16 protein-coding genes are annotated in these 17,766 nt (G+C 60.2%); 6 read left to right on the top strand and 10 right to left on the bottom strand.

Annotated elements, in window-relative coordinates:
- Positions 1 to 286 precede the first annotated feature (286 nt).
- Together ACR0D6_RS12270 and hemA are read right to left on the bottom strand one after the other, a co-directional pair.
- The gene (locus ACR0D6_RS12270) at positions 287 to 1,843 is read right to left on the bottom strand and encodes an AMP-binding protein (protein ID WP_480765706.1); all 1,557 of its coding nucleotides are present in this window, start codon (positions 1,841 to 1,843) and stop codon (positions 287 to 289) included.
- A 96-nt stretch (positions 1,844 to 1,939) separates the two neighbouring features.
- Positions 1,940 to 3,163 carry a 5-aminolevulinate synthase gene (gene hemA / locus ACR0D6_RS12265; RefSeq protein WP_480765705.1) on the bottom strand — a complete coding sequence of 408 codons (1,224 nt, stop codon included), beginning with the start codon at positions 3,161 to 3,163 and terminating at the stop codon, positions 1,940 to 1,942.
- A gap of 202 nt (positions 3,164 to 3,365) precedes the next feature.
- On the opposite strand from hemA, the gene ACR0D6_RS12260 reads away from it, so the two are divergent.
- Together ACR0D6_RS12260 and ACR0D6_RS12255 are read left to right on the top strand one after the other, a co-directional pair.
- On the top strand, positions 3,366 to 4,067 hold the full coding sequence (locus ACR0D6_RS12260; protein ID WP_170652538.1) for a Crp/Fnr family transcriptional regulator: 702 nt from the start codon (positions 3,366 to 3,368) through the stop codon (positions 4,065 to 4,067).
- Positions 4,067 to 4,630, top strand: coding sequence for a DUF4202 domain-containing protein (locus tag ACR0D6_RS12255; RefSeq protein WP_480765704.1), 564 nt, complete (start codon positions 4,067 to 4,069; stop codon positions 4,628 to 4,630). Before ACR0D6_RS12260 ends, ACR0D6_RS12255 begins: the two co-directional genes overlap by 1 nt.
- Before the next feature lie 28 nt (positions 4,631 to 4,658).
- Here ACR0D6_RS12255 and ACR0D6_RS12250 read toward each other — a convergent pair whose 3' ends face one another.
- From ACR0D6_RS12250 to ACR0D6_RS12225, 6 genes are read right to left on the bottom strand one after another with little or no spacing between them, the layout of a single operon-like run.
- Positions 4,659 to 4,946, bottom strand: coding sequence for a cytochrome C oxidase subunit IV family protein (locus tag ACR0D6_RS12250; protein WP_480765703.1), 288 nt, complete (start codon positions 4,944 to 4,946; stop codon positions 4,659 to 4,661).
- 5 nt (positions 4,947 to 4,951) lie between these two features.
- A complete protein-coding gene (locus tag ACR0D6_RS12245; protein ID WP_480765702.1) occupies positions 4,952 to 5,500 on the bottom strand; it encodes a cytochrome c oxidase subunit 3 in 549 nt (182 codons plus the stop codon).
- Positions 5,497 to 7,419, bottom strand: coding sequence for a nitric oxide reductase activation protein NorD (locus ACR0D6_RS12240; RefSeq protein ID WP_480765701.1), 1,923 nt, complete (start codon positions 7,417 to 7,419; stop codon positions 5,497 to 5,499). The genes ACR0D6_RS12245 and ACR0D6_RS12240 overlap by 4 nt, the downstream gene beginning before the upstream one ends.
- A gap of 9 nt (positions 7,420 to 7,428) precedes the next feature.
- A complete protein-coding gene (locus ACR0D6_RS12235; RefSeq protein WP_480666202.1) occupies positions 7,429 to 8,238 on the bottom strand; it encodes an AAA family ATPase in 810 nt (269 codons plus the stop codon).
- 5 nt (positions 8,239 to 8,243) lie between these two features.
- Entirely contained in the window at positions 8,244 to 9,611 is a 1,368-nt protein-coding gene (locus ACR0D6_RS12230) for a cbb3-type cytochrome c oxidase subunit I (RefSeq protein WP_170651311.1), read from the bottom strand.
- Positions 9,612 to 9,626: 15 nt separating this feature from the next.
- A complete protein-coding gene (locus tag ACR0D6_RS12225; RefSeq protein ID WP_480765700.1) occupies positions 9,627 to 10,076 on the bottom strand; it encodes a c-type cytochrome in 450 nt (149 codons plus the stop codon).
- A 307-nt stretch (positions 10,077 to 10,383) separates the two neighbouring features.
- Between ACR0D6_RS12225 and ACR0D6_RS12220 the strand changes: the two genes are divergently transcribed.
- Complete coding sequence (locus tag ACR0D6_RS12220; RefSeq protein ID WP_480765699.1) at positions 10,384 to 11,433, top strand: Hint domain-containing protein; 1,050 nt, start codon at positions 10,384 to 10,386, stop codon at positions 11,431 to 11,433.
- Positions 11,434 to 11,646: 213 nt separating this feature from the next.
- On the opposite strand, the gene ACR0D6_RS12215 is transcribed toward ACR0D6_RS12220, so the two are convergent.
- Entirely contained in the window at positions 11,647 to 12,087 is a 441-nt protein-coding gene (locus tag ACR0D6_RS12215) for an ester cyclase (RefSeq protein ID WP_170651308.1), read from the bottom strand.
- A gap of 160 nt (positions 12,088 to 12,247) precedes the next feature.
- Between ACR0D6_RS12215 and ACR0D6_RS12210 the strand changes: the two genes are divergently transcribed.
- Positions 12,248 to 12,601 (top strand): winged helix-turn-helix transcriptional regulator, encoded by a 354-nt coding sequence (locus ACR0D6_RS12210; RefSeq protein WP_480765698.1) that lies wholly within the window; start codon positions 12,248 to 12,250, stop codon positions 12,599 to 12,601.
- A 75-nt stretch (positions 12,602 to 12,676) separates the two neighbouring features.
- Here ACR0D6_RS12210 and ACR0D6_RS12205 read toward each other — a convergent pair whose 3' ends face one another.
- Positions 12,677 to 13,870 (bottom strand): NnrS family protein, encoded by a 1,194-nt coding sequence (locus ACR0D6_RS12205; protein ID WP_480765697.1) that lies wholly within the window; start codon positions 13,868 to 13,870, stop codon positions 12,677 to 12,679.
- Positions 13,871 to 14,140: 270 nt separating this feature from the next.
- Here ACR0D6_RS12205 and ACR0D6_RS12200 point away from each other — a divergent pair, with 270 nt between their 5' ends.
- Positions 14,141 to 15,817 carry a cytochrome D1 domain-containing protein gene (locus ACR0D6_RS12200; protein ID WP_480451285.1) on the top strand — a complete coding sequence of 559 codons (1,677 nt, stop codon included), beginning with the start codon at positions 14,141 to 14,143 and terminating at the stop codon, positions 15,815 to 15,817.
- Between the two features lie 123 nt (positions 15,818 to 15,940).
- A complete protein-coding gene (locus ACR0D6_RS12195; protein ID WP_480765696.1) occupies positions 15,941 to 17,734 on the top strand; it encodes a NapC/NirT family cytochrome c in 1,794 nt (597 codons plus the stop codon).
- Positions 17,735 to 17,766: the final 32 nt, after the last annotated feature.

Genomic DNA, 17,766 nt, shown 5'->3' with positions numbered 1-17,766 from the left:
TTGGATTTGGTAAACGCGGTGACGTTTGCCCGGCGGAAACAAAAATGAGCGCGCTAATTTATCGCGCGCTCCAGTCTCAGGGAGGGTAATGAAAAAATACGCTTCAAATAACTCGATAACGCACACTCTGTAATGATCCCAGCATGGCACGGATCAGAGGTGCGGTCAGTGAAGCCGGTTACACAGTTGGGCCATTCGACCGATTAATTTAGCGTCCAATGGCAAAAAGAAGCCCCAGAGATCGCCGCTCGGCAATGCGCTTTCGGACGTTGAACCGCGCGTGGCGTCATGTGCCGAGTTGATCGCGCAGCAACCGTCGCAGGATTTTTCCGGATGCGGATTTCGGGATTTCCTCGACCACCTCCAGAATGCGGACCTGTTTGTAATGGGCCAGCCGGTCATCAAGGTATTCCTGCACTTCGCCCAGTGTCGGGGCCGTCTGGCCCGGCGCGGCGACGATGAAGGCCATGGGCAGTTCGCCCGCCTCGGCATCGGGTTTGCCAATCACGGCGGCATCGGAAATCGCGGTGTGGGTCAGAAGCTCGGCCTCAAGCTCGGCCGGGGCGACCTGAAACCCATTGTACTTGATAAGTTCCTTGAGCCGGTCGGTGATATAGATGAACCCGTCATCGTCAACATGGCCGATATCCCCGGTTCTGAGCCAACCGCCATCGACCACGGTGTCCGAAGTGGCCTGTGGGTTGTTCAGGTATCCTTTCATCACCTGTGGGCCGCGCACCCAAATTTCCCCGTCCTCTCCCGTTGGCAGGTCGTCCTGCGTTTCGGGGTTTACGATCCGGAATTCGGTGTTTGGAATCACCACGCCCGATGCGCCGGGTTTGCCCCTGCCGAAAGGCGACAGGTGGCTGACGGGCGACAACTCTGTCATGCCGTAGCCTTGCGTGGCGTTGGTGCCAAGGCGTTTGCCCATCGCTTCGGCCACGTTCGCGCCCAGCGGTGCGGCGGCTGAGTTGACCTGTACGACACAGGACAGGTCGTGGTGATCGACCATCGGGTGCATCGCCAGTGCCAGAGCGACCGGCGGCACGACCCAGAGCCGGGGTGTTTTGTATTTGACGACCAACGACAGGTACATCTCAAGATCGAAACGCGGCATGGTCACCAGACCGCCATTTGATGCCAGATAGATGTTCTGCAGGATCTGAAGCCCGTAGATGTGGAAGAACGGCAGAAAGGCGATCGTCAGTTCGCCGGGGTTCATATCGACGGTTGCAAGCGTCTGATCGATATTCACGACAAGGTTCTGGTGGGTCAGCATCACCCCTTTGGGCAGTCCCGTCGTGCCCGAGGAATAGGGCAGCGCGACGACATGCTCGGCGACATCGACCGGGGCCTGCTCCTCCAGCGGCGACCCCATCAGTTCGGACAGCGCAACCATGCCTTCGGGCGCGTCGCCGATGATCACAATCTCCTGCACGCCGGTGCCCTTGATGGCCTCTTGCGCGGTTTCGGCAAACATCGCAACTGTGACCAGAATGTCGGCTCCGGCGTCGATAAGCTGGTGGTTAGCCTCATGCGCGGTGTAGGTCGGGTTGATCGTGGTCACCGTTCCGCCCGCCCAGGCCGAGGCGTGAAAGACCACACAATATTCGGGAAGGTTGGGGGCCATCAGGGCCACCACTTTGCCTGCGCCCCATCCGCGCTGTGTCAGACCCCCCGCCAAGGATTTGACCCCGTCTATGAACTGCGCACCGGTTATCGAGCGCCCGGACGGCCCGTCGATCAGGACCGCCATGTCGGGGTCGATGCCTTCGAACACACGCTCAGTAATGGTTTTTTCGGTCAGTGAAACGTCAGGAAATGAACTCTTGTAAATCGTCATGAAACATCCTCCCTCCCTGAAGGATGGCACAGGGAGGGAGGCAGACCAAAGTTTTTCCTGACTCTGCGGCGGTTTCGGGCCGACCGGACAGGGTCGTTATTGCGCGGCGACCGGCATTCGGGCGATCTGACAACGTTGCCAGAGAGCCGATAATGCGCCGACCAGATGGTCGATATCGGCGTCGGTATGGACCGGCGATGGGGTAATGCGCAGGCGTTCGGTCCCTTTGGGAACGGTCGGGTAGTTGATCGGCTGGATGTAGATTCCGAACTCTTCCAGCAGGGTGTCCGAGATGAACTTGCACTTGACCGGATCGCCCACCATCACCGGAATGATGTGGCTGGGGTTGGGCAGGTGTGGAATGCCTTCGGCATCCAGCCGTGCGCGAACCTGTGCGACGCGCATTTTCTGGGTATACCGTTCGACCGCAGACTGTTTCAGATGCCGGATCGAGGCGGCGGCCCCGGCGGCGATGGCTGGCGGCAGTGCGGTGGTAAAGATGAATCCGCTGGCAAAGCTGCGCACGAAGTCACACAGGGCGGCAGAGGCGGCGATATATCCGCCGACCACGCCAAAGGCTTTGCCAAGCGTGCCTTCGATGACCGTCAGGCGGTCCATCAGACCCTCGCGTTCGGCAATACCGCCGCCGCGCGGGCCGTAAAGGCCGACAGCGTGCACCTCGTCCAGATAGGTCATGGCGCCGTATTTGTCGGCCAGATCGCAGATTTCCTTGATGGGGGCGATGTCGCCATCCATCGAATAGACCGATTCAAAGGCCACCATCTTGGGCGCGTCAGTGTCGGCGGCGGCCAGTTTCGCCTCGAGGTCCTCGAGGTCGTTGTGTTTCCAGATCACCTTTTGGGCGCGGGAATGGCGGATACCTTCGATCATCGAGGCGTGGTTGAGCGCGTCCGAGAACACGATCAGGCCGGGGATCTTGGAGGCAAGGGTACCGAGGGCAGCCCAGTTCGAAACATATCCGGAGGTAAAGAGGAGTGCTGCTTCTTTACCGTGCAGGTCGGCCAGTTCGGCTTCGAGCAGCACGTGATCGTGAGTGGTGCCGGAAATGTTGCGGGTGCCCCCGGCCCCTGCCCCGCAGCGGTCAAGCGCATCGTGCATGGCCGCAAGGACGGACGGGTGCTGTCCCATGCCTAGATAGTCGTTCGAACACCAGATGCGCACATCGCGCCGGGTTTCACCGTCGGTCTGGCGGGCATTTGGAAAAGCGCCGCAGCGGCGCTGGAGGTCTATGAAAACACGGTAATTCCCTTCGTCCCGCAGATTGTCGAGGCTCTGGGTGAAATATCGCTCGTAGTCCATGACGTTCTCTCCCGGGAATACTGGCTTTGTGGTGACGTTAGAACCGGTGGCGGGCCGGGAACATGACTATTGTCAAGTGTCGCAAAGGATTGACGGCAGGTCGTGGAAAAGGCAGGTGCACCGGGGCCCACTTTGACGTAGTTTGGGTTCGAATGACCCACTGGCCGGATCGAGCCAGCAGGAAATTAATGAGGTGGCCTTATTGGCGCATGAAGCACAGAAAGCGATCGCGCGGCAGTCATTGCTGTTACGATCACTGCCGGAACAGCATGTCGACACGTTGCTGAGTCACGCGATCTGGCGGAAATACGACCGCGGAGAAACCATATTTCTGCAGGAGGAAGAGGCACAGGCCATTCACGTCGTACTGAGTGGCTGGGTCAAGCTGTTCCGAATGGCGCCCACGGGTGCCGAAGCGGTGGTGAGCGTCTTTACCCGCGGTGAGAGCTTTGGCGAGGCCGTGGCGCTGCGCAACATGCCCTATCCGGTTTCGGCCGAGGCGGTGTCTTCCTGCGAGATCATGCACGTGCCCAGCCCGATCTTCATCTCGCTGATGAAGGAAGACCCGGAGATCGGAATTTCGATTCTGGCGGCCACGTTTACCCATCTGCATTCGCTGGTAGCCCAGCTGGAACAACTGAAGGCGCAGACCGGAGCCCAGCGGGTGGCGGAGTTTCTGCTGAACCTGTGCGATTGCGAGACCGGGGACTGTGACGTCACCCTGCCCTATGACAAGATGCTGATCGCAGGGCGTCTGGGCATGAAACCCGAAAGCCTGAGCCGGGCGTTTTCGCGACTGAAGACGGCTGGCGTTACGGTCAAGCGCAACCACGCGGAAATTTCGGATATCGAGGTGCTGCGCGATTATGCCGAAAGTGATCCGGCAGAGAACTGGAGCAGGTAATGAGTGAACGGATGCAAACGGTTCTGGACGCAATTGATGCGGCCAACGACGCAGACCCCAGGCTTGAGGATGGCCGCCCGGAGGCGCGGCTTTATGGCGAACGGATGAGCGCCGAGATGAACCGGCTGTTTCCCGGCGCAGGGGATGTGCTGCAGATCGCAGCGCGGGGGCAGCATGTGGAGCGCTGGAAACTGGCGCGGTCGGAATATCCCGAAGGCCGCGCGGGCTATCTCGCCTGGCGCAAGGCGCAGGGCGTGCATCACGCCGATGTGGTCATGGGGCTTATGACCAAGGCCGGATACGGTGCAAAAGACACCGAGGCGGCGGGCCGTATGCTGCGCAAGGAGGGCATCAAACGCGATGCGGATGTGCAGGCGCTGGAGGACGTGATCTGCTTCGTTTTCCTGAAATGGTATTTCGCACCGTTTGCCGAAAAGCACTCGGCTGAGAAAATTCAGCGCATCGTGGAAAAGACGGCCCGGAAAATGTCGGCTGAGGCACGGGCGCGGGTGCTGAAGGAATTTGACCTGCCCGAAGATCTGGCGGCGGCGTTCCGGGGCTGAGGCACAGGCGGGATGACTGGCGCGCGGATCAGATCAGGTACAACCCAAGCAACAGCAGTGTGAATACGGTCAGCACCGCAGTGAATCCCCGGAGCCATGCGGGGCTTTGCGCGAGGTCCAGATAGCGGGCAAGGATGATGCGGGCCTTGGCGAGGGCCAGAAACAGGATACCTGCACCGATGAACTTGGGTGACAGCGGGAGTGTGGTCAGCAATGCGGTTGTCAGGCTGAGCGCCAGAAGTCCGAGCCATGCGATTGTGAGGCGGTCTGGGAGCCTCCGGCGGGAGTATTTGGAAAAAGATGAAGAATGGATCATCGCCATCATCCCAACAGGTAGATCACCGGGAACAGCAGCACCCAGACCAGATCGACCATGTGCCAGAACTGCGCACCTGCCTCGATATTGCGGGGATCGTCGCGCCACGCGACCAGCAAAAGGATGCAGACCCCGGCAAGGACGTGCGCGGCGTGGAAACCCGTGAGCAGGTAGTAGAACAGGAAGAACGGGTGGGATTCATAGCTGATGCCCTGCCCCGCCTTGCCTGCATATTCCGCGCCTTTGATGATCAGGAACAGGACCCCCAGCAGGGCCGCGCCGATCAGGGCAAGGCGGGCTGTTGTACGGCGGGCAATCTGCCGCCATTGCAGCGCCTTGGCCGCGAGAAAGCCAGACGTGACCAGAACGGCGGTATTGAGCGCCGCGCCGGTGCGATAGAGGTGGGATTGCGCCTCGGCAAAGCCAGCCGGGTCGGTGAGGCGCACGCCCATGAAGGCGACCAGCCCCGCGCCGAAGACCAGCAGCTCACTGATGATCAGCACCCACATCAGAAGCTCGCCGGGAAGCTCGTCGATCAGGGCCGCATCGCTCATGCGCCGACCAGCTGGCGATAGATCTGCGGCAGGGCCATGGTCAGGCGGTGCGGGTCGGGGATGACGGCAAAGCCGCCCTGCCCGAACATGCGGGGGAACCAGCTTTTGCCGGTCTTGTCGATGGTGACGCCAAAGACCGATTGTCCGGCGCGGCGCGCCTCGCGCACGGCCTGCCTTGTGTCTTCGATTCCGTGGCGGCCTTCGTAGTGGTCCAGATCGTTGGGTTTGCCATCGGTGATGACCAGCAGCAGGCGGCGTTTGCGGGATTGCGCGGCCAGATCGGCGGAACAGTGGCGGATCGCGGCCCCGAGGCGGGTGTAGTGACCGGGGCGCAGCGAGGCGATACGTTGTTCGACCGTGGTGCCCATCGGTTCGTCAAAGCGTTTGCAACGCTGGACATAGACCCGCTGGCGTTTGAGCGAACTGAAGGCGTGGATGGCGAAATCGTCGCCGCAAGCGTTCAGCCCCCAGGCCAGAGCGGCCAGTGCCTCGCGCTCGATGTCGATGACGGCGCGGCCGGTGACGGCGCTTTCGGTCGAGCGGCTGACGTCGAGCAGGATCGACACCGCCAGATCGCGGGCCTCGGGCCGGGATTGTAGCCAGATGCGTTCGTTGCCTTCGCCGCTGGCATGGCGGTCGGTTTCGGCGCGCACGGCGGCTTCGATATCCAGCTGATCGCCGTCCAGATGGCCACGGGTCATGACGCGGCCCGGGCGCAGGGCCTCGAACTGGCGTTTGACGGCGCGGATGCGGCGGGCGGTGGCGGGGTCCTTGCCAAACTCGGCGGCGTCCTCGCGGATTTCCGCGTCCGAGGTCAGGACGTTGACGTGATCCGGCAGGTAAGCTCCTGTCCGCACGTCCCATTCGGGATAGAGGATGCGGCCAGACAGGCGTTCACGATTCACATCCTCGGGCGCGAGGTCGAGGTGGAGTTTCAGCTTGGTCGGCGGCGCCTTGGAGATCTGGCCCAGGCCAATCTCGTCCTGATCGTCGGCGGCCTTTTTGGCATTGTCGGGGTCATCGTCATCGATGCGACGGTTGATATTGAGGAATTCGGCCCAGCTGAGGATCGCCTCGAACTTGTGCAGAATGAAGCTGTCGCTGCGCGACGCCTGATCGGATTTGCGGCGGCGCGCACGGTGGGTCTTTTCACCTGATTCCTCGGGCGGGCCTTCGGTGTCTGGGTTTTCAACCTCGTTATGTTCTGAGAAGCCGACGGCACGCAGTTCCGGCCACAGGGCAACCGGACGGAAATGCTGATAGCCGCGCGGGGCGGTTAGATCATCGTCAATTGCTTTCAGCTGTTCGGCCCGCGCCGAAGGCGGCGTGGGGTCACCCAGCATTTGGCGGACCAGTTCTTCGACGGCGGCTTCGACCGGGGGCAGATCGGGGACGTCGCGCTGATGCAGCAGCCCCTTGCAAAGCTCGGAATACAGCGGGCGCAAGCCCGGGGCGTCTTCAAGCGTCGCCGCAACCATTTCCTGTGCGGCGGTCAGGGCGTGCAGATCGGCACGCAGGGGGTCATCTTCGTCAATTCGGGTTCCCGCATGGGCGGCGGCGGCAGCAAGCCAGACATAGAGCGCGCCGTTGGCTTCGCGCGCGGGAAAGACGGCCAGTCGGTCCGGCAAGCGCAGAACCTCGCCGTCGAACGAGGCGCGCGGAAGCTGCTCGGCCTCGGTCGCCAGACGGCGGCGCCAGCTGAGGCGGTGGCGCGAAATTTCGGGTGAGACCGGGCGCAATTCGACGCCCGGACTACCCCCAAGTCCCCGAAAGAGGACTGCCAGCCGCCCCGCGACCTCAGAAAGGTCGACCGCGGCTCCAACATGCACCTCAGGTGCATCGAGGCGGCTGGCAAGGGTGTGCCACAGTTTCCCGATCGTTTCTTCGGGTTCCCATGGCTCGAAATCGATCTTGACCATCGGCCGGCCTCACCCAAAGACAGCCGTGACAAGATCGAGGAGCCCGCGTTTGATATCCTCGTCATCGGTCAGAGGTTCGATCATGGCGGCAAGGATGGCGCGGTCGGTGGACATGCCCTGTGCGATCAGCGTCGCGGCATAAACGACCAGACGGGTAGAAACGCCTTCCTCGAGATCCTGACCCTTGAGCCCGCGCAGCTTACCGGCCAGACGGACCAGTGGCTTGCAGCGTTCCAGCGGCAAGCCGCTTTCCTGCGCAACAACTTCGGCCTCCATCTCGGGCGAGGGGAAGTCGAATTCCAGCGAGATGAAACGCTGCCGAGTCGAGGGTTTCAGGGTTTTCAGGATGTTCTGGTAGCCGGGGTTGTACGAGGCCACCAGCATGAAGCCGGGTGCGGCCTCAAGTTCTTCGCCGGTGCGGTCGATCGGCAGGATGCGCCGATCGTCGGTCAGCGGGTGCAGAACAACGGTGACGTCCTTGCGGGCCTCGACCACCTCGTCGAGATAGCAGATCGCGCCTTCGCGTACGGCGCGGGTCAGCGGGCCATCGACCCAGACGGTTTCGCCGCCTTTCAGCAGGTAGCGCCCGATCAGGTCAGCCGCTGCGAGGTCGTCGTGGCAGGCCACAGTATAAAGCGGGCGGCCAAGACTGGCGGCCATGTGGGCCACAAAGCGGGTCTTGCCGCAGCCGGTCGGGCCTTTCAGCAGGACCGGCAGGTTGTTGGTATAGGCGGCGGCGAACACATCGCATTCGTCGCCCTGGGGGAGGTAGAAGGGGGCGTCAGCCGCCCCCGTTCCCATTTGTATGGAGCCGTCCATATCCATTACTCCGCAGGTGTTTCGGCTGCGCCGGGTTCAATGATCTCTTTCCGGGGAACCCAGATCGAGTAGATGAACAGCAGCGCGCCAAGGACCACGACCAGACCAGAACCAAGACGCATCCAGTAGAAGATCTCGATCTGATCCTGCACATCCATGAAGTAGTCACCGACCACCCGTTGCATGTGAGTCTGAACAGTACCGGCAAAGGTCAGCACGAAGGTCATGAAGACCATACCGCTGGTCATCAGCCAGAAGGACGCCATGTTGAGAACCTGATTGTAGGGATCGCGGTTCTTGAGGATCGGCATGGCATAGCTGAAGATCGCCAGGTTGAGGCAGACATAGGCACCGTAGAAGGCCAGGTGACCGTGGGCCGCGGTGATCTGCGTGCCGTGGGTATAGTAGTTCACCCCGTGCAGCGTGTGCAGGAAGCCCCAGACACCGGCACCGAAGAACGCCAGCGTGGCACAGCCCAGCGACCACAGAAGTGCGGCCTTGTTCGGGTGGTCACGACGGCCCTTCCAGACCATGACGAAGGCAAAGGCCATCATCGCAAAGAACGGGATCACCTCGAGGCTGGAGAAGATCGAACCGATCCACTGCCAGTACGCAGGCGTACCGATCCAGTAGTAGTGGTGGCCGGTGCCGAGGATGCCCGAGAACAGGGCGGCGGCAACGATGACATAGAGCCATTTCTCGACGATCTCACGGTCAACGCCGGTCAGCTTGAGCATCAGATAGGCCAGGATCGAGGCCATGATCAGTTCCCACACACCTTCGACCCACAGGTGGACAACGTACCACCAGTATTGTTTGTCCAAGGACAGGTTGCCCGGGTTGTAGAAGGCAAACAGGAACAGCAGCGCCAGACCCCAAAGGCCCAGAAGCAGGATGTTCGAAATCGCGGTCTTCTTGCCCTTCAACACCGTCATCGAGACGTTGTAGAGGAAGATCAGCGCGGCAACGACGATGCCCGCCTTGACCCATTTGGGCTGTTCAAGGAACTCGCGCCCCTCTTTGCCCAGCAGCCAGTTGCCTTCGAACAGGTTGAAGACATAGGTCACGACCACGCCCAGAGTGCCGACCACAAGGATGATCAGCTGCAGATAGGCCAGTTTGGTCGAATGGATCTCACGCTCGGTCTCTTCCGGGATCAGGAAATAGGCCGCGCCGAAGAAGCCAAGGATCAGCCAGACAATCAGCGAGTTGGTGTGCAGCATCCGCACGATGTTGAACGGCAGAAGCTCGCTCAGGAAGTTGGGGGATACATAGATCAGGCCAGCCAGCAGGCCGCCGATCACCTGTATCGCGAACAGGCCCATGGCTACTGCGAAGTAGGCGTAGGCCACCTTTTGGGATTCGTATTTCATTTCTCGGTTCCCTTCTTAGCCCGCGTCGTTCGGCGGCCAGTCCTGAGCGTCGATGTTGTCCGTCCAGATCAGGAAGTTCGACAGATCGCGGATTTCTTCGTCGCTGAGGTTGAAATTGGGCATCTGCCGCCGGCCTTCGATGCCGGTCGGTTGCGCCTCCATCCAGCCCTTGAGGGTTTCAAAGGCCGCCTCCGGGTCGTCCAGAACGCCCCAGCGGGTCATCACGTTGCCGACCTCGGGGGCGAAATACGCACCCTCGCCCAGAATCGAGTGACAGTTGACACAGGCATGTTTTTCCCAGACGTGCTTGCCCCGGATCACGCTGTCATCAAGTGTGGCCGCGTTCTCGGAATTGACGATGTACCAGTGGGAATGGGCCGATAAGGCCAGAAAGATAAGAATAAAGAACAGTGACCCGCCATAGAATATGTTGCGGGCCATGCTCTTGGTCATGACTTCGCGCATTGCGCTCTCCTTTGCGCCGCTTTGCTGATGCACGGAGCATGGAGGTCGGGCCATAGGTACGCCTTAACCAAAGTCAAGACTGGCGGACGAATTCCCGTTTGGTCACGCAACCGGGTGGGTGCGGGATCGGGCCGTCACTCTGGCACCCAACGTCTGGTGTTTATGTCGCAATACCTAAAAATCGCCCGGATATTGCCTTGAAAATTGAATTTTGACCCGGCATTGATTTACCCGGTTAGAGATGGTGCCGCCATTTGCGCAACCGCGCGGGATAACAGGCGGGCCGAAGCGAGTAGTTGGGTTAAAGATGGCAATCAATATTTACGGCGCATTCCGTTCTGACTCGACCATGACGGACAGCCAGGCGCAGCTATATCAGCCGGGCACCACCTTTCAGATCACCGCGTATAGCCAGATCACGATCTCGGACGGGGCAGACCCCACGATCATCGACGGCGATAATGTTTCCAATGAAACTCCGAATGACCCGAGCCAGACCTATCTGGGTCAGTCATTTGCGTGGGACTATACCATCGAGGTCAACGATGGCGTGAACACCTATGAAATCGGCGTCATGGACTGGGACATCAACAATGATGGCGATTTTGACTTTCCGTCGGCCGAACAGGGTTACTTTCTTGGCTTCATCGGGGGCGTTCCGCCGCTGAACACCACCCTGACGATCGGGGCACTGACCGATAACGGCGCGGACATTCCGGTGAATACCGTTGTGCCATGTTTCACCCGGGGAACAATGATCGAAACGCCGCAGGGTCCGCGCGCAATCGATACCCTGTCCGTAGGGGATGAGATTGTCACGCTGGATCGCGGCGCGCAGCCAATCCGCTGGATCGGATCGCGCGAACTGGGGCCGGAAGAATTGGCCGCCAAGCCCGTGCTGCGCCCGATCCGGATTGCCGCCGGTGCTTTGGGCTGTGGCCTGCCACATCGCGACCTGCTGGTTTCACCGCAACACCGGATGCTGGTGCGGTCTGCCATTGCGATCCGGATGTTCGATGCCGAAGAAGTTCTGGTTCCCGCACACAAGCTGGTAGGTGTTCCCGGCGTCACGGTCGACGAAACGGTCGAAAGCGTGACTTATATCCACGTCCTGTTCGACCGGCACGAGGTTGTTTTTGCCGAAGGGGCGCCATCGGAAAGCCTGTTTACCGGCCCCGAGGCGCTCAAGGGTGTCAGCCCTCAGGCGCGCGGTGAAATTCTTGACCTGTTCCCGTCGCTGATGAGACCCGGCTACATCCCTGATGCCGCGCGCAGGATCCCTGCCAGAGGCGGCCAGATCAGGAGATTGGTGCACCGCCATCTCAAGAACGACCAGCCACTGATCGGGCGGAACTAGCACTGAAAACTGTCGCCTTTTGTTGCCCAAGCAACGAAAGGCCCAATCTCAGCTTCCGACATTACGGCCGTTTTCAACGGCAAACCAAGATTGGCAGTGCCCCATCAGGTGCAACTTGCCATGAAGGTAGGAAAACCTGTTCGTCGTAACCAGCGAAGGCAGTCGGTTTTGATCACACCCCCGAACATCATCCGCGGGTGTGATCATCGGTATTCACTCTTCGCCGGTGAGCGTTTCGACTAGCTTGCTGATTTCCTCTACGTGCCACATGTCGGTAATTTTGCCATTCCGGACGGTGAAAATCTCGATCCCGGCAATATCAAAGCTGCGGGGCGTTTCAGTCGTTGGCATACCAAACAGATTGTTGGTGTTGGTTCCCTTGTAGCGCCAGTACACAATGGCCTTGTCGTCGCCCGAAGGCAAAACCATGACCAGGTCGTGCTTTGAATCCGGGGCCCCATCTGCCAACGCAGCGTAAGTGCCGACACCGCCGTCAACGTGCCCGCCCTCATGTGCGGCATCGTGATCAACGAAATCCTCAGCGTAATAACTGCGAAGTTCCTCTGCATTCATTGGCCGGGCATCTGCGACTTCGTAGAACTCGCGGATCGTTTTTACGGCATCGTTGGCATAGGCGGTTGTTGCGGCAGTCATCATCATTGCTCCGGACATTATCCAAGTTGTCAGTTTCAACATTTCACAAATCCTTTTCTTGCGAACTGATGGCTGCTAATTAAAGGGTAAATTCATTTCGTCTAGTACGCACTATTTTAGCTACTAGTATACTAAAGGGTACTGCAATCGGAGGCACCGCATGCGAACCGAAACAAAAGAACGCGTATTTCCTGAAGGTTACCTGACCTGTCCGGTGCGCCGCACTCTGAGTGTAATCAGCGGGAAGTGGACGCTGCTGATATTATATGAGCTGACGGATGGGCCTAAGCGCTTCAATGCGCTGAAGCGCGATCTGGCAGGTATCTCTCAGAGGTTGCTGACCGCTCAGCTGAAAGCGATGGCGGAAGACGGTCTGGTGCATCGTGAAGTTCTGGATGTCGTGCCGCCCCATGTCGAATATTCGCTGACCCCAAAGGGGCATAGTCTGGCCCCGGTGATCGAAGCCTTGGAACACTGGGGATTGGCTGAAATTGCGGCTGATTCACCTGACTGACAGAATTTTGCGCGTTCTGGGCGCGCTCATGCAAACCACACCTAACCGGGCCTAAAATTGTCGTGCAGGGCCCGATCAGGCGGCGGTTGCCCGTGGCCCCGTAAGCGAGGGCCACATGGCAATCAGGTACAGGCCGATGGCGCAGATCCACAGGCCGTCAGCCACCAGCATGGCAGTTAGGTAACCGGTGTCGAGCCCCGTGCCGAACCACCGGACGATTGCCGCCGCCGCCATCAGCCCATAGGCCAGAACCATCGGCTGAGGTGCCACCAATGCGCGACCGCTATGGCCCAGTGCGGCGCGGCTCATCACCGCAAGGGTCATGCCGCCGACGCATCCGATGCCCAGGACGTGCAGGGCGCCGATCTCGTTCCCGATTCCCAGCAGGGCAAGCCCCCACAGGATCAGGCCAAGGGCCAGCATGCCAAGTCCCAGATGCAGGGCGATCAGGATGGGCTGACGCATGGCCCAGCCTGCGCGCCAGCGCGACAGCCGCACAACTTGAAGGACGCCAAAGACCAGAGCCAGCGCTCCGGCCACCGGCCCGCTGCCAAGGACCAGTATCGACAGCGGCAGCAACAGCGCGGTCACAAGGCTGGCTTTTTCCACTCGCGCGACGCTGACCGGCCATGCGGATTCGGGCTCACCCGCGCGCTTCATCGCGTTGCGGGTGAAGGCCGGAGTGATGCGCCCCCCCAAAACGGCAATCATCGAGCACAAGGTCAGCAGCCCCGCGCGCAGACCGGTGTTCAGCGTATCATCGGTCACGCCCATCCATTCCAGATGGGTCATGAGGTTGGCGATCCAGATGAAACCGAGAATCAGCAGAAAGACCATATTTTGAGGTTTTGGGCGGCGGATCAGCTGGCTGCCGATCTTGGCCGCCAGAATCGGGATGAAAGCCAGATCAAGTACCGCGACCAGCCATGGCGCAAGAGATGCGGAAAACCACATCGCGACCCGCCCTGCCAGCCACAGCCCGGCCGCCGTGGCGATGAACAGGGCACGCGCGTTCGGGGCGCCGGTCCAGTTGGGCACGGCAGTCAGAAAGAACCCGCCCAGCGCGGCCGTTGCGTATCCAAAGATCATCTCGTGCGCGTGCCACATTGGCGGGCTCATGGCGTAGGAAGAAGCCTGAGATGTGATCGCGCCGCTCTGCATCGCCAGCCACAGCCCCCAGGCCCCGCCCGCGAATAACCCGTAGAGCCCGGCGGACAGGAAAAAGACGCGAAACCCTTCACCCAGAACGCGCGTGGCAACAGTTGTCATGGATATCTCCTCTGCCTCGATGGCTGTGCGCGATCTGTGGTCGCGCCCTGTTCCAAGATCAGTAGCGGCACAGGAGGTCGCCATACTTAACCAAAATCAAGACGGCTGAAAAAAGATGACTGTCAAAAGCAGGATTTACAAAGCCCTGTACGGGCAAAAGGACCAGTGATCGCATCACGTTTCCGCGAGCTTCGTTGACTTTGGTCAAGGCGCTTTCCGAGTGCAGGGCGCACTCTCTGCCCTGCCTCACCACGCATATGGAGAGTGATCATGTCACTTGGAATCAGCTACAACAAAACCGGCCGCGCATTTGGGGTTGGTTTGGCGATGCTGCTGGGCAGCGTCGCTGCACCGGCCTTTGCCGAAGAGCCAACACTGAGCGAGGAAGCCTTTGAGGCCTCCAAGCAGCTATATTTTGAACAATGTGCCGGTTGCCACGGTGTTCTGCGTAAGGGCGCCACCGGCAAGAACCTTGAACCCCATTGGAAAAAGACCGCAGACGATGGCACCGTCACCGAAGGCGGCACCCTGAAACTGGGACAGGAACGCCTTGAAAAGATCATCGCCTGGGGAACCGAAGGCGGGATGAACAACTTCTCGGACATCATGACCGAGCAGGAAATCAAGGACATGGCGACCTACATCATGATGGAGCCGCCAAAGCCGCCTGAGATGTCGCTGGATCAGATGATGGCGACCCGCAAGGTTTACGTGGAAGAGGCCGATTATCCGACCGAACCGCTGCATGGCCGTAACTGGGAAAACTTCTTTGTCGTCATCGAGCGTGATGTAGGCAAGGTGGCCGTGATCGACGGCGATACCAAAGAGGTGCTGACGCACATCCCGACCGGTTATGCCGTGCACGTGCTGAAGGCATCCGAGCACCACAAGCTGGAAGAGCCCGAACAGCCCGGCCGTTTCTGGTACACGATGGGCCGCGACGGCAAGATGACCAAGATCGACCTGTGGCAAACACCGGACAAGATGTTGGTTTCCGAGGTCAAGATTGCCTATGACGCCCGCGACGTTGCCGTTTCCGGCGATGGCAAATACGTCATCGGTGGTGGTTACTGGCCGCCGCACTTCGCGATCGTTGACGCCCAGACCATGGAACCGGTCAAGGTCGTATCGACCCGCGGCGTGAACGTGGACGGGGATTATGTGGAAGAGGCCCGCGTGGCCGCAATCTACACCACTCCGAACGAACCCACATGGATCGTTGCCGTGAAGGAGCTGGGACAGCTGTGGCAGGTCGATTACACCGATCTGGACAACCTGCGGATCGACAAGATCGACAGCGCCAAGTTCCTGCATGACGGGTTCTTTGACCCGACAGGCCGTTACTTCCAGATCGCCGCAAACGCGTCGAACAAGATGGTGGTCGTCGATACCAAGACCCACAAGCTGGAAGCGATGATCGACACGGCCGCGCTGCCGCACCCCGGTCCGGGCGCCAACTGGAATGACCCGAATTGTGGCCCGGTCGCCGGTACGACTCACCTTGGTGTTGGTACCGTGACTGTTTGGGGTAATGACCCCGAGAACCGTCCGGACGATGCCTGGAAGGTCTGCTACGAAGTGGAAACCGACGGCCCCGGCCTGTTTGTCCGCACCCACCCGAATTCGGATTACATCTGGGCTGACCAGACCAAACATCCGGAGCCGGAAATTCAGCAGTCGGTTCAGGTCATCTCGAAGGAAACCGGTGAGATTGTGAAAACGATCCAGATCACCGAAGACGAAGGCAGTGCCGCCGTCCACTTCGAGTTCAACGCTGATGGCACCGAGGTCTGGGTTTCCAAGTGGAACCTGTCGGACTCGAAAGAGCCGAACGGTCAGATCGTGATCTTTGACGCCAAAACGCTGGAAGAGATCGGCCGTATCGAGGGGCTGTACGCACCAACCGGCAAGTTCAACGTCTACAACCGGTCGAACCACGTCACCTGACGGGATCGCAACCAAAACCTGAAAGGGCGGGCCCCTCGCCCGCCCTTTCTTCGTTTGCCCTTTGAGCCAATGCGCCGGCCTGACACGCCGCGCCAGTCAAGACAGCTAAAACGGAGCCCGGATATGACTTCCGAACCGGATAAAAAACCACCGATCTGGCGCCGGTATTTCCTGTGGGGAATGCCCGTGGCCGGTATCGCCGCGGCCTTTGTCGGCGGCATCATCTTCTGGGGCGGGTTCAACACCGCCATGGAAGCGACCAACACCAAGGATTTCTGTATCTCGTGCCACGAGATGCGCGATTTCGTCTATGAGGAATACACAGGCACGATCCACGACGTGAACCGCTCGGGCGTGGGCGCGGTCTGTTCGGACTGCCACGTGCCCAAGGACTGGACGCACAAGATGATCCGCAAGATCAAGGCGTCCAAAGAGCTGTACGGCAAGGTGGTCGGCACCATCAACACCCGCGAAAAGTTCGAAGCCAAGCGCGTGCATCTGGCGATGAACGAATGGGAGCGGATGAAAGCCACCGACTCGCGCGAATGCCGGAACTGTCACGATTTTGAATCGATGATGCCCGAGTTCCAGAAACCCCGCGCACGTCAGCAGCACCTGAACGCGATGGAGATCGGTCAGACCTGCATCGACTGTCACAAGGGGATCGCCCACTCGGATGCCCGTGACCGTGCTGACGAGGAATATCTGGAAGAACTTGAGGCGCCGAACCCCGCCTTCATCCGCCCGATCCCGCCGGAATACCTGGCCAGCCTTGAAAAGATCGAAGCCGAGGAAGCTGCCGAGGCCGAGGCTGAAAAAGCCGCCAAGCAGGCCCAGCAAGAGGCCGTTCAGGCCCAGATCGCAGCCGCTGTTGACGCAGCCGTTGCCGAAGAACGCGCCAACGCAAGCGGAGAAGAAGAAGCCGCAGCGCCCGCCGCAAGTGGCGGTGGCAGCGATGTCGGTGGCAACATCGACTGGAACGCCGTGGCAAGTGCGGATCTGAAACTGTTCTACCCCGGTCAGGCTTCGTTTGAATGGGTACAGAACGGCAAGTTCCACGGTGGCGCCCGTCCGCTGACCAAGGGCGGCGATCAGTGCTCGACCTGTCACGCCAAGGAACTGGATGCGATCGGCAACAAGATCGTGGCCGGTGGCGAGCTGGAACCGACGCCGATCCCCGGCAAGCGTGGTGTCATCGATGCAACCGTTCAGGCCGCGCATGACGACGAGAACCTGTACATCCGCATGCAATGGCCGGATGCGGGCCACAGCCCTGCCCCCTTCGTCGAAGGTGGCAAGATGGACCCCGACAACCAGATCAAGGTCGCCATGATGATCACCGGTACCGGAATCGAGCTGGGTGATCAGGTGGGTTGCTGGGCCTCGTGCCACGCCGACAACACCTATATGCCCTTTGATCCGGGCGCAGAGGCGATTGCCGCCAATGGTGATGTATCAGGTCGTCTGACCGCGCAGGACACGGTGACCAAATACATCAGCGAAAGCCGCACCGAGGTTGATACCAAGGGCCGCCGCGGTAAGCCGATGGGTGGTTGGGACAAGCTGGAGGCCGAAGCCCAGATCGAGCAGTACCTGGCCGATGGTACCTTCCTTGACCTGATGCGCGTCTATGCCGATGGCAGTGCCTCGAACGGATATCTGCTGGAACAGCGCGTGGTCAACGACGGTGAAATCGCCGCCTCGGCCAACCTGTCGGGTGGCATGTGGACCGTCGTCTTCTCGCGGCCGCTGAATTCCGGCGCGCCGGGGGATGTACCGCTGGAGCCCGGCCAGACCTACACGGTCGGGTTTGCGATCCACGACGACTTTGCCGCGGCAAGGTTCCACCATGTGACGCTGAACACCAGCCTCGCACTGGATGACGACACCGCCAATATCAACGTGGTGAAACAATAGCGGATGGGGGCCGGATGATCCGGCCCCTGCCC

The sequence above is a fragment of the Ruegeria sp. BJ6 genome (assembly GCF_056537885.1).
The sequence above is the reverse complement of the archived record's forward strand: the minus strand, read 5'-3'. Positions and strand labels throughout refer to the sequence as shown.

Bases quoted from the DNA above. Each gene is read 5' to 3' on its own strand.
- ACR0D6_RS12270 (WP_480765706.1), bottom strand. From the start codon at position 1,843: ATGACGATTTACAAGAGTTCATTTCCTGACGTTTCACTGACCGAAAAA.
- hemA (WP_480765705.1), bottom strand. From the start codon at position 3,163: ATGGACTACGAGCGATATTTCACCCAGAGCCTCGACAATCTGCGGGAC.
- ACR0D6_RS12255 (WP_480765704.1), top strand. From the start codon at position 4,067: ATGAGTGAACGGATGCAAACGGTTCTGGACGCAATTGATGCGGCCAAC.
- ACR0D6_RS12250 (WP_480765703.1), bottom strand. From the start codon at position 4,946: ATGATCCATTCTTCATCTTTTTCCAAATACTCCCGCCGGAGGCTCCCA.
- ACR0D6_RS12245 (WP_480765702.1), bottom strand. From the start codon at position 5,500: ATGAGCGATGCGGCCCTGATCGACGAGCTTCCCGGCGAGCTTCTGATG.
- ACR0D6_RS12240 (WP_480765701.1), bottom strand. From the start codon at position 7,419: ATGGTCAAGATCGATTTCGAGCCATGGGAACCCGAAGAAACGATCGGG.
- ACR0D6_RS12235 (WP_480666202.1), bottom strand. From the start codon at position 8,238: ATGGACGGCTCCATACAAATGGGAACGGGGGCGGCTGACGCCCCCTTC.
- ACR0D6_RS12230 (WP_170651311.1), bottom strand. From the start codon at position 9,611: ATGAAATACGAATCCCAAAAGGTGGCCTACGCCTACTTCGCAGTAGCC.
- ACR0D6_RS12225 (WP_480765700.1), bottom strand. From the start codon at position 10,076: ATGCGCGAAGTCATGACCAAGAGCATGGCCCGCAACATATTCTATGGC.
- ACR0D6_RS12220 (WP_480765699.1), top strand. From the start codon at position 10,384: ATGGCAATCAATATTTACGGCGCATTCCGTTCTGACTCGACCATGACG.
- ACR0D6_RS12215 (WP_170651308.1), bottom strand. From the start codon at position 12,087: ATGACTGCCGCAACAACCGCCTATGCCAACGATGCCGTAAAAACGATC.
- ACR0D6_RS12210 (WP_480765698.1), top strand. From the start codon at position 12,248: ATGCGAACCGAAACAAAAGAACGCGTATTTCCTGAAGGTTACCTGACC.
- ACR0D6_RS12205 (WP_480765697.1), bottom strand. From the start codon at position 13,870: ATGACAACTGTTGCCACGCGCGTTCTGGGTGAAGGGTTTCGCGTCTTT.
- ACR0D6_RS12200 (WP_480451285.1), top strand. From the start codon at position 14,141: ATGTCACTTGGAATCAGCTACAACAAAACCGGCCGCGCATTTGGGGTT.
- ACR0D6_RS12195 (WP_480765696.1), top strand. From the start codon at position 15,941: ATGACTTCCGAACCGGATAAAAAACCACCGATCTGGCGCCGGTATTTC.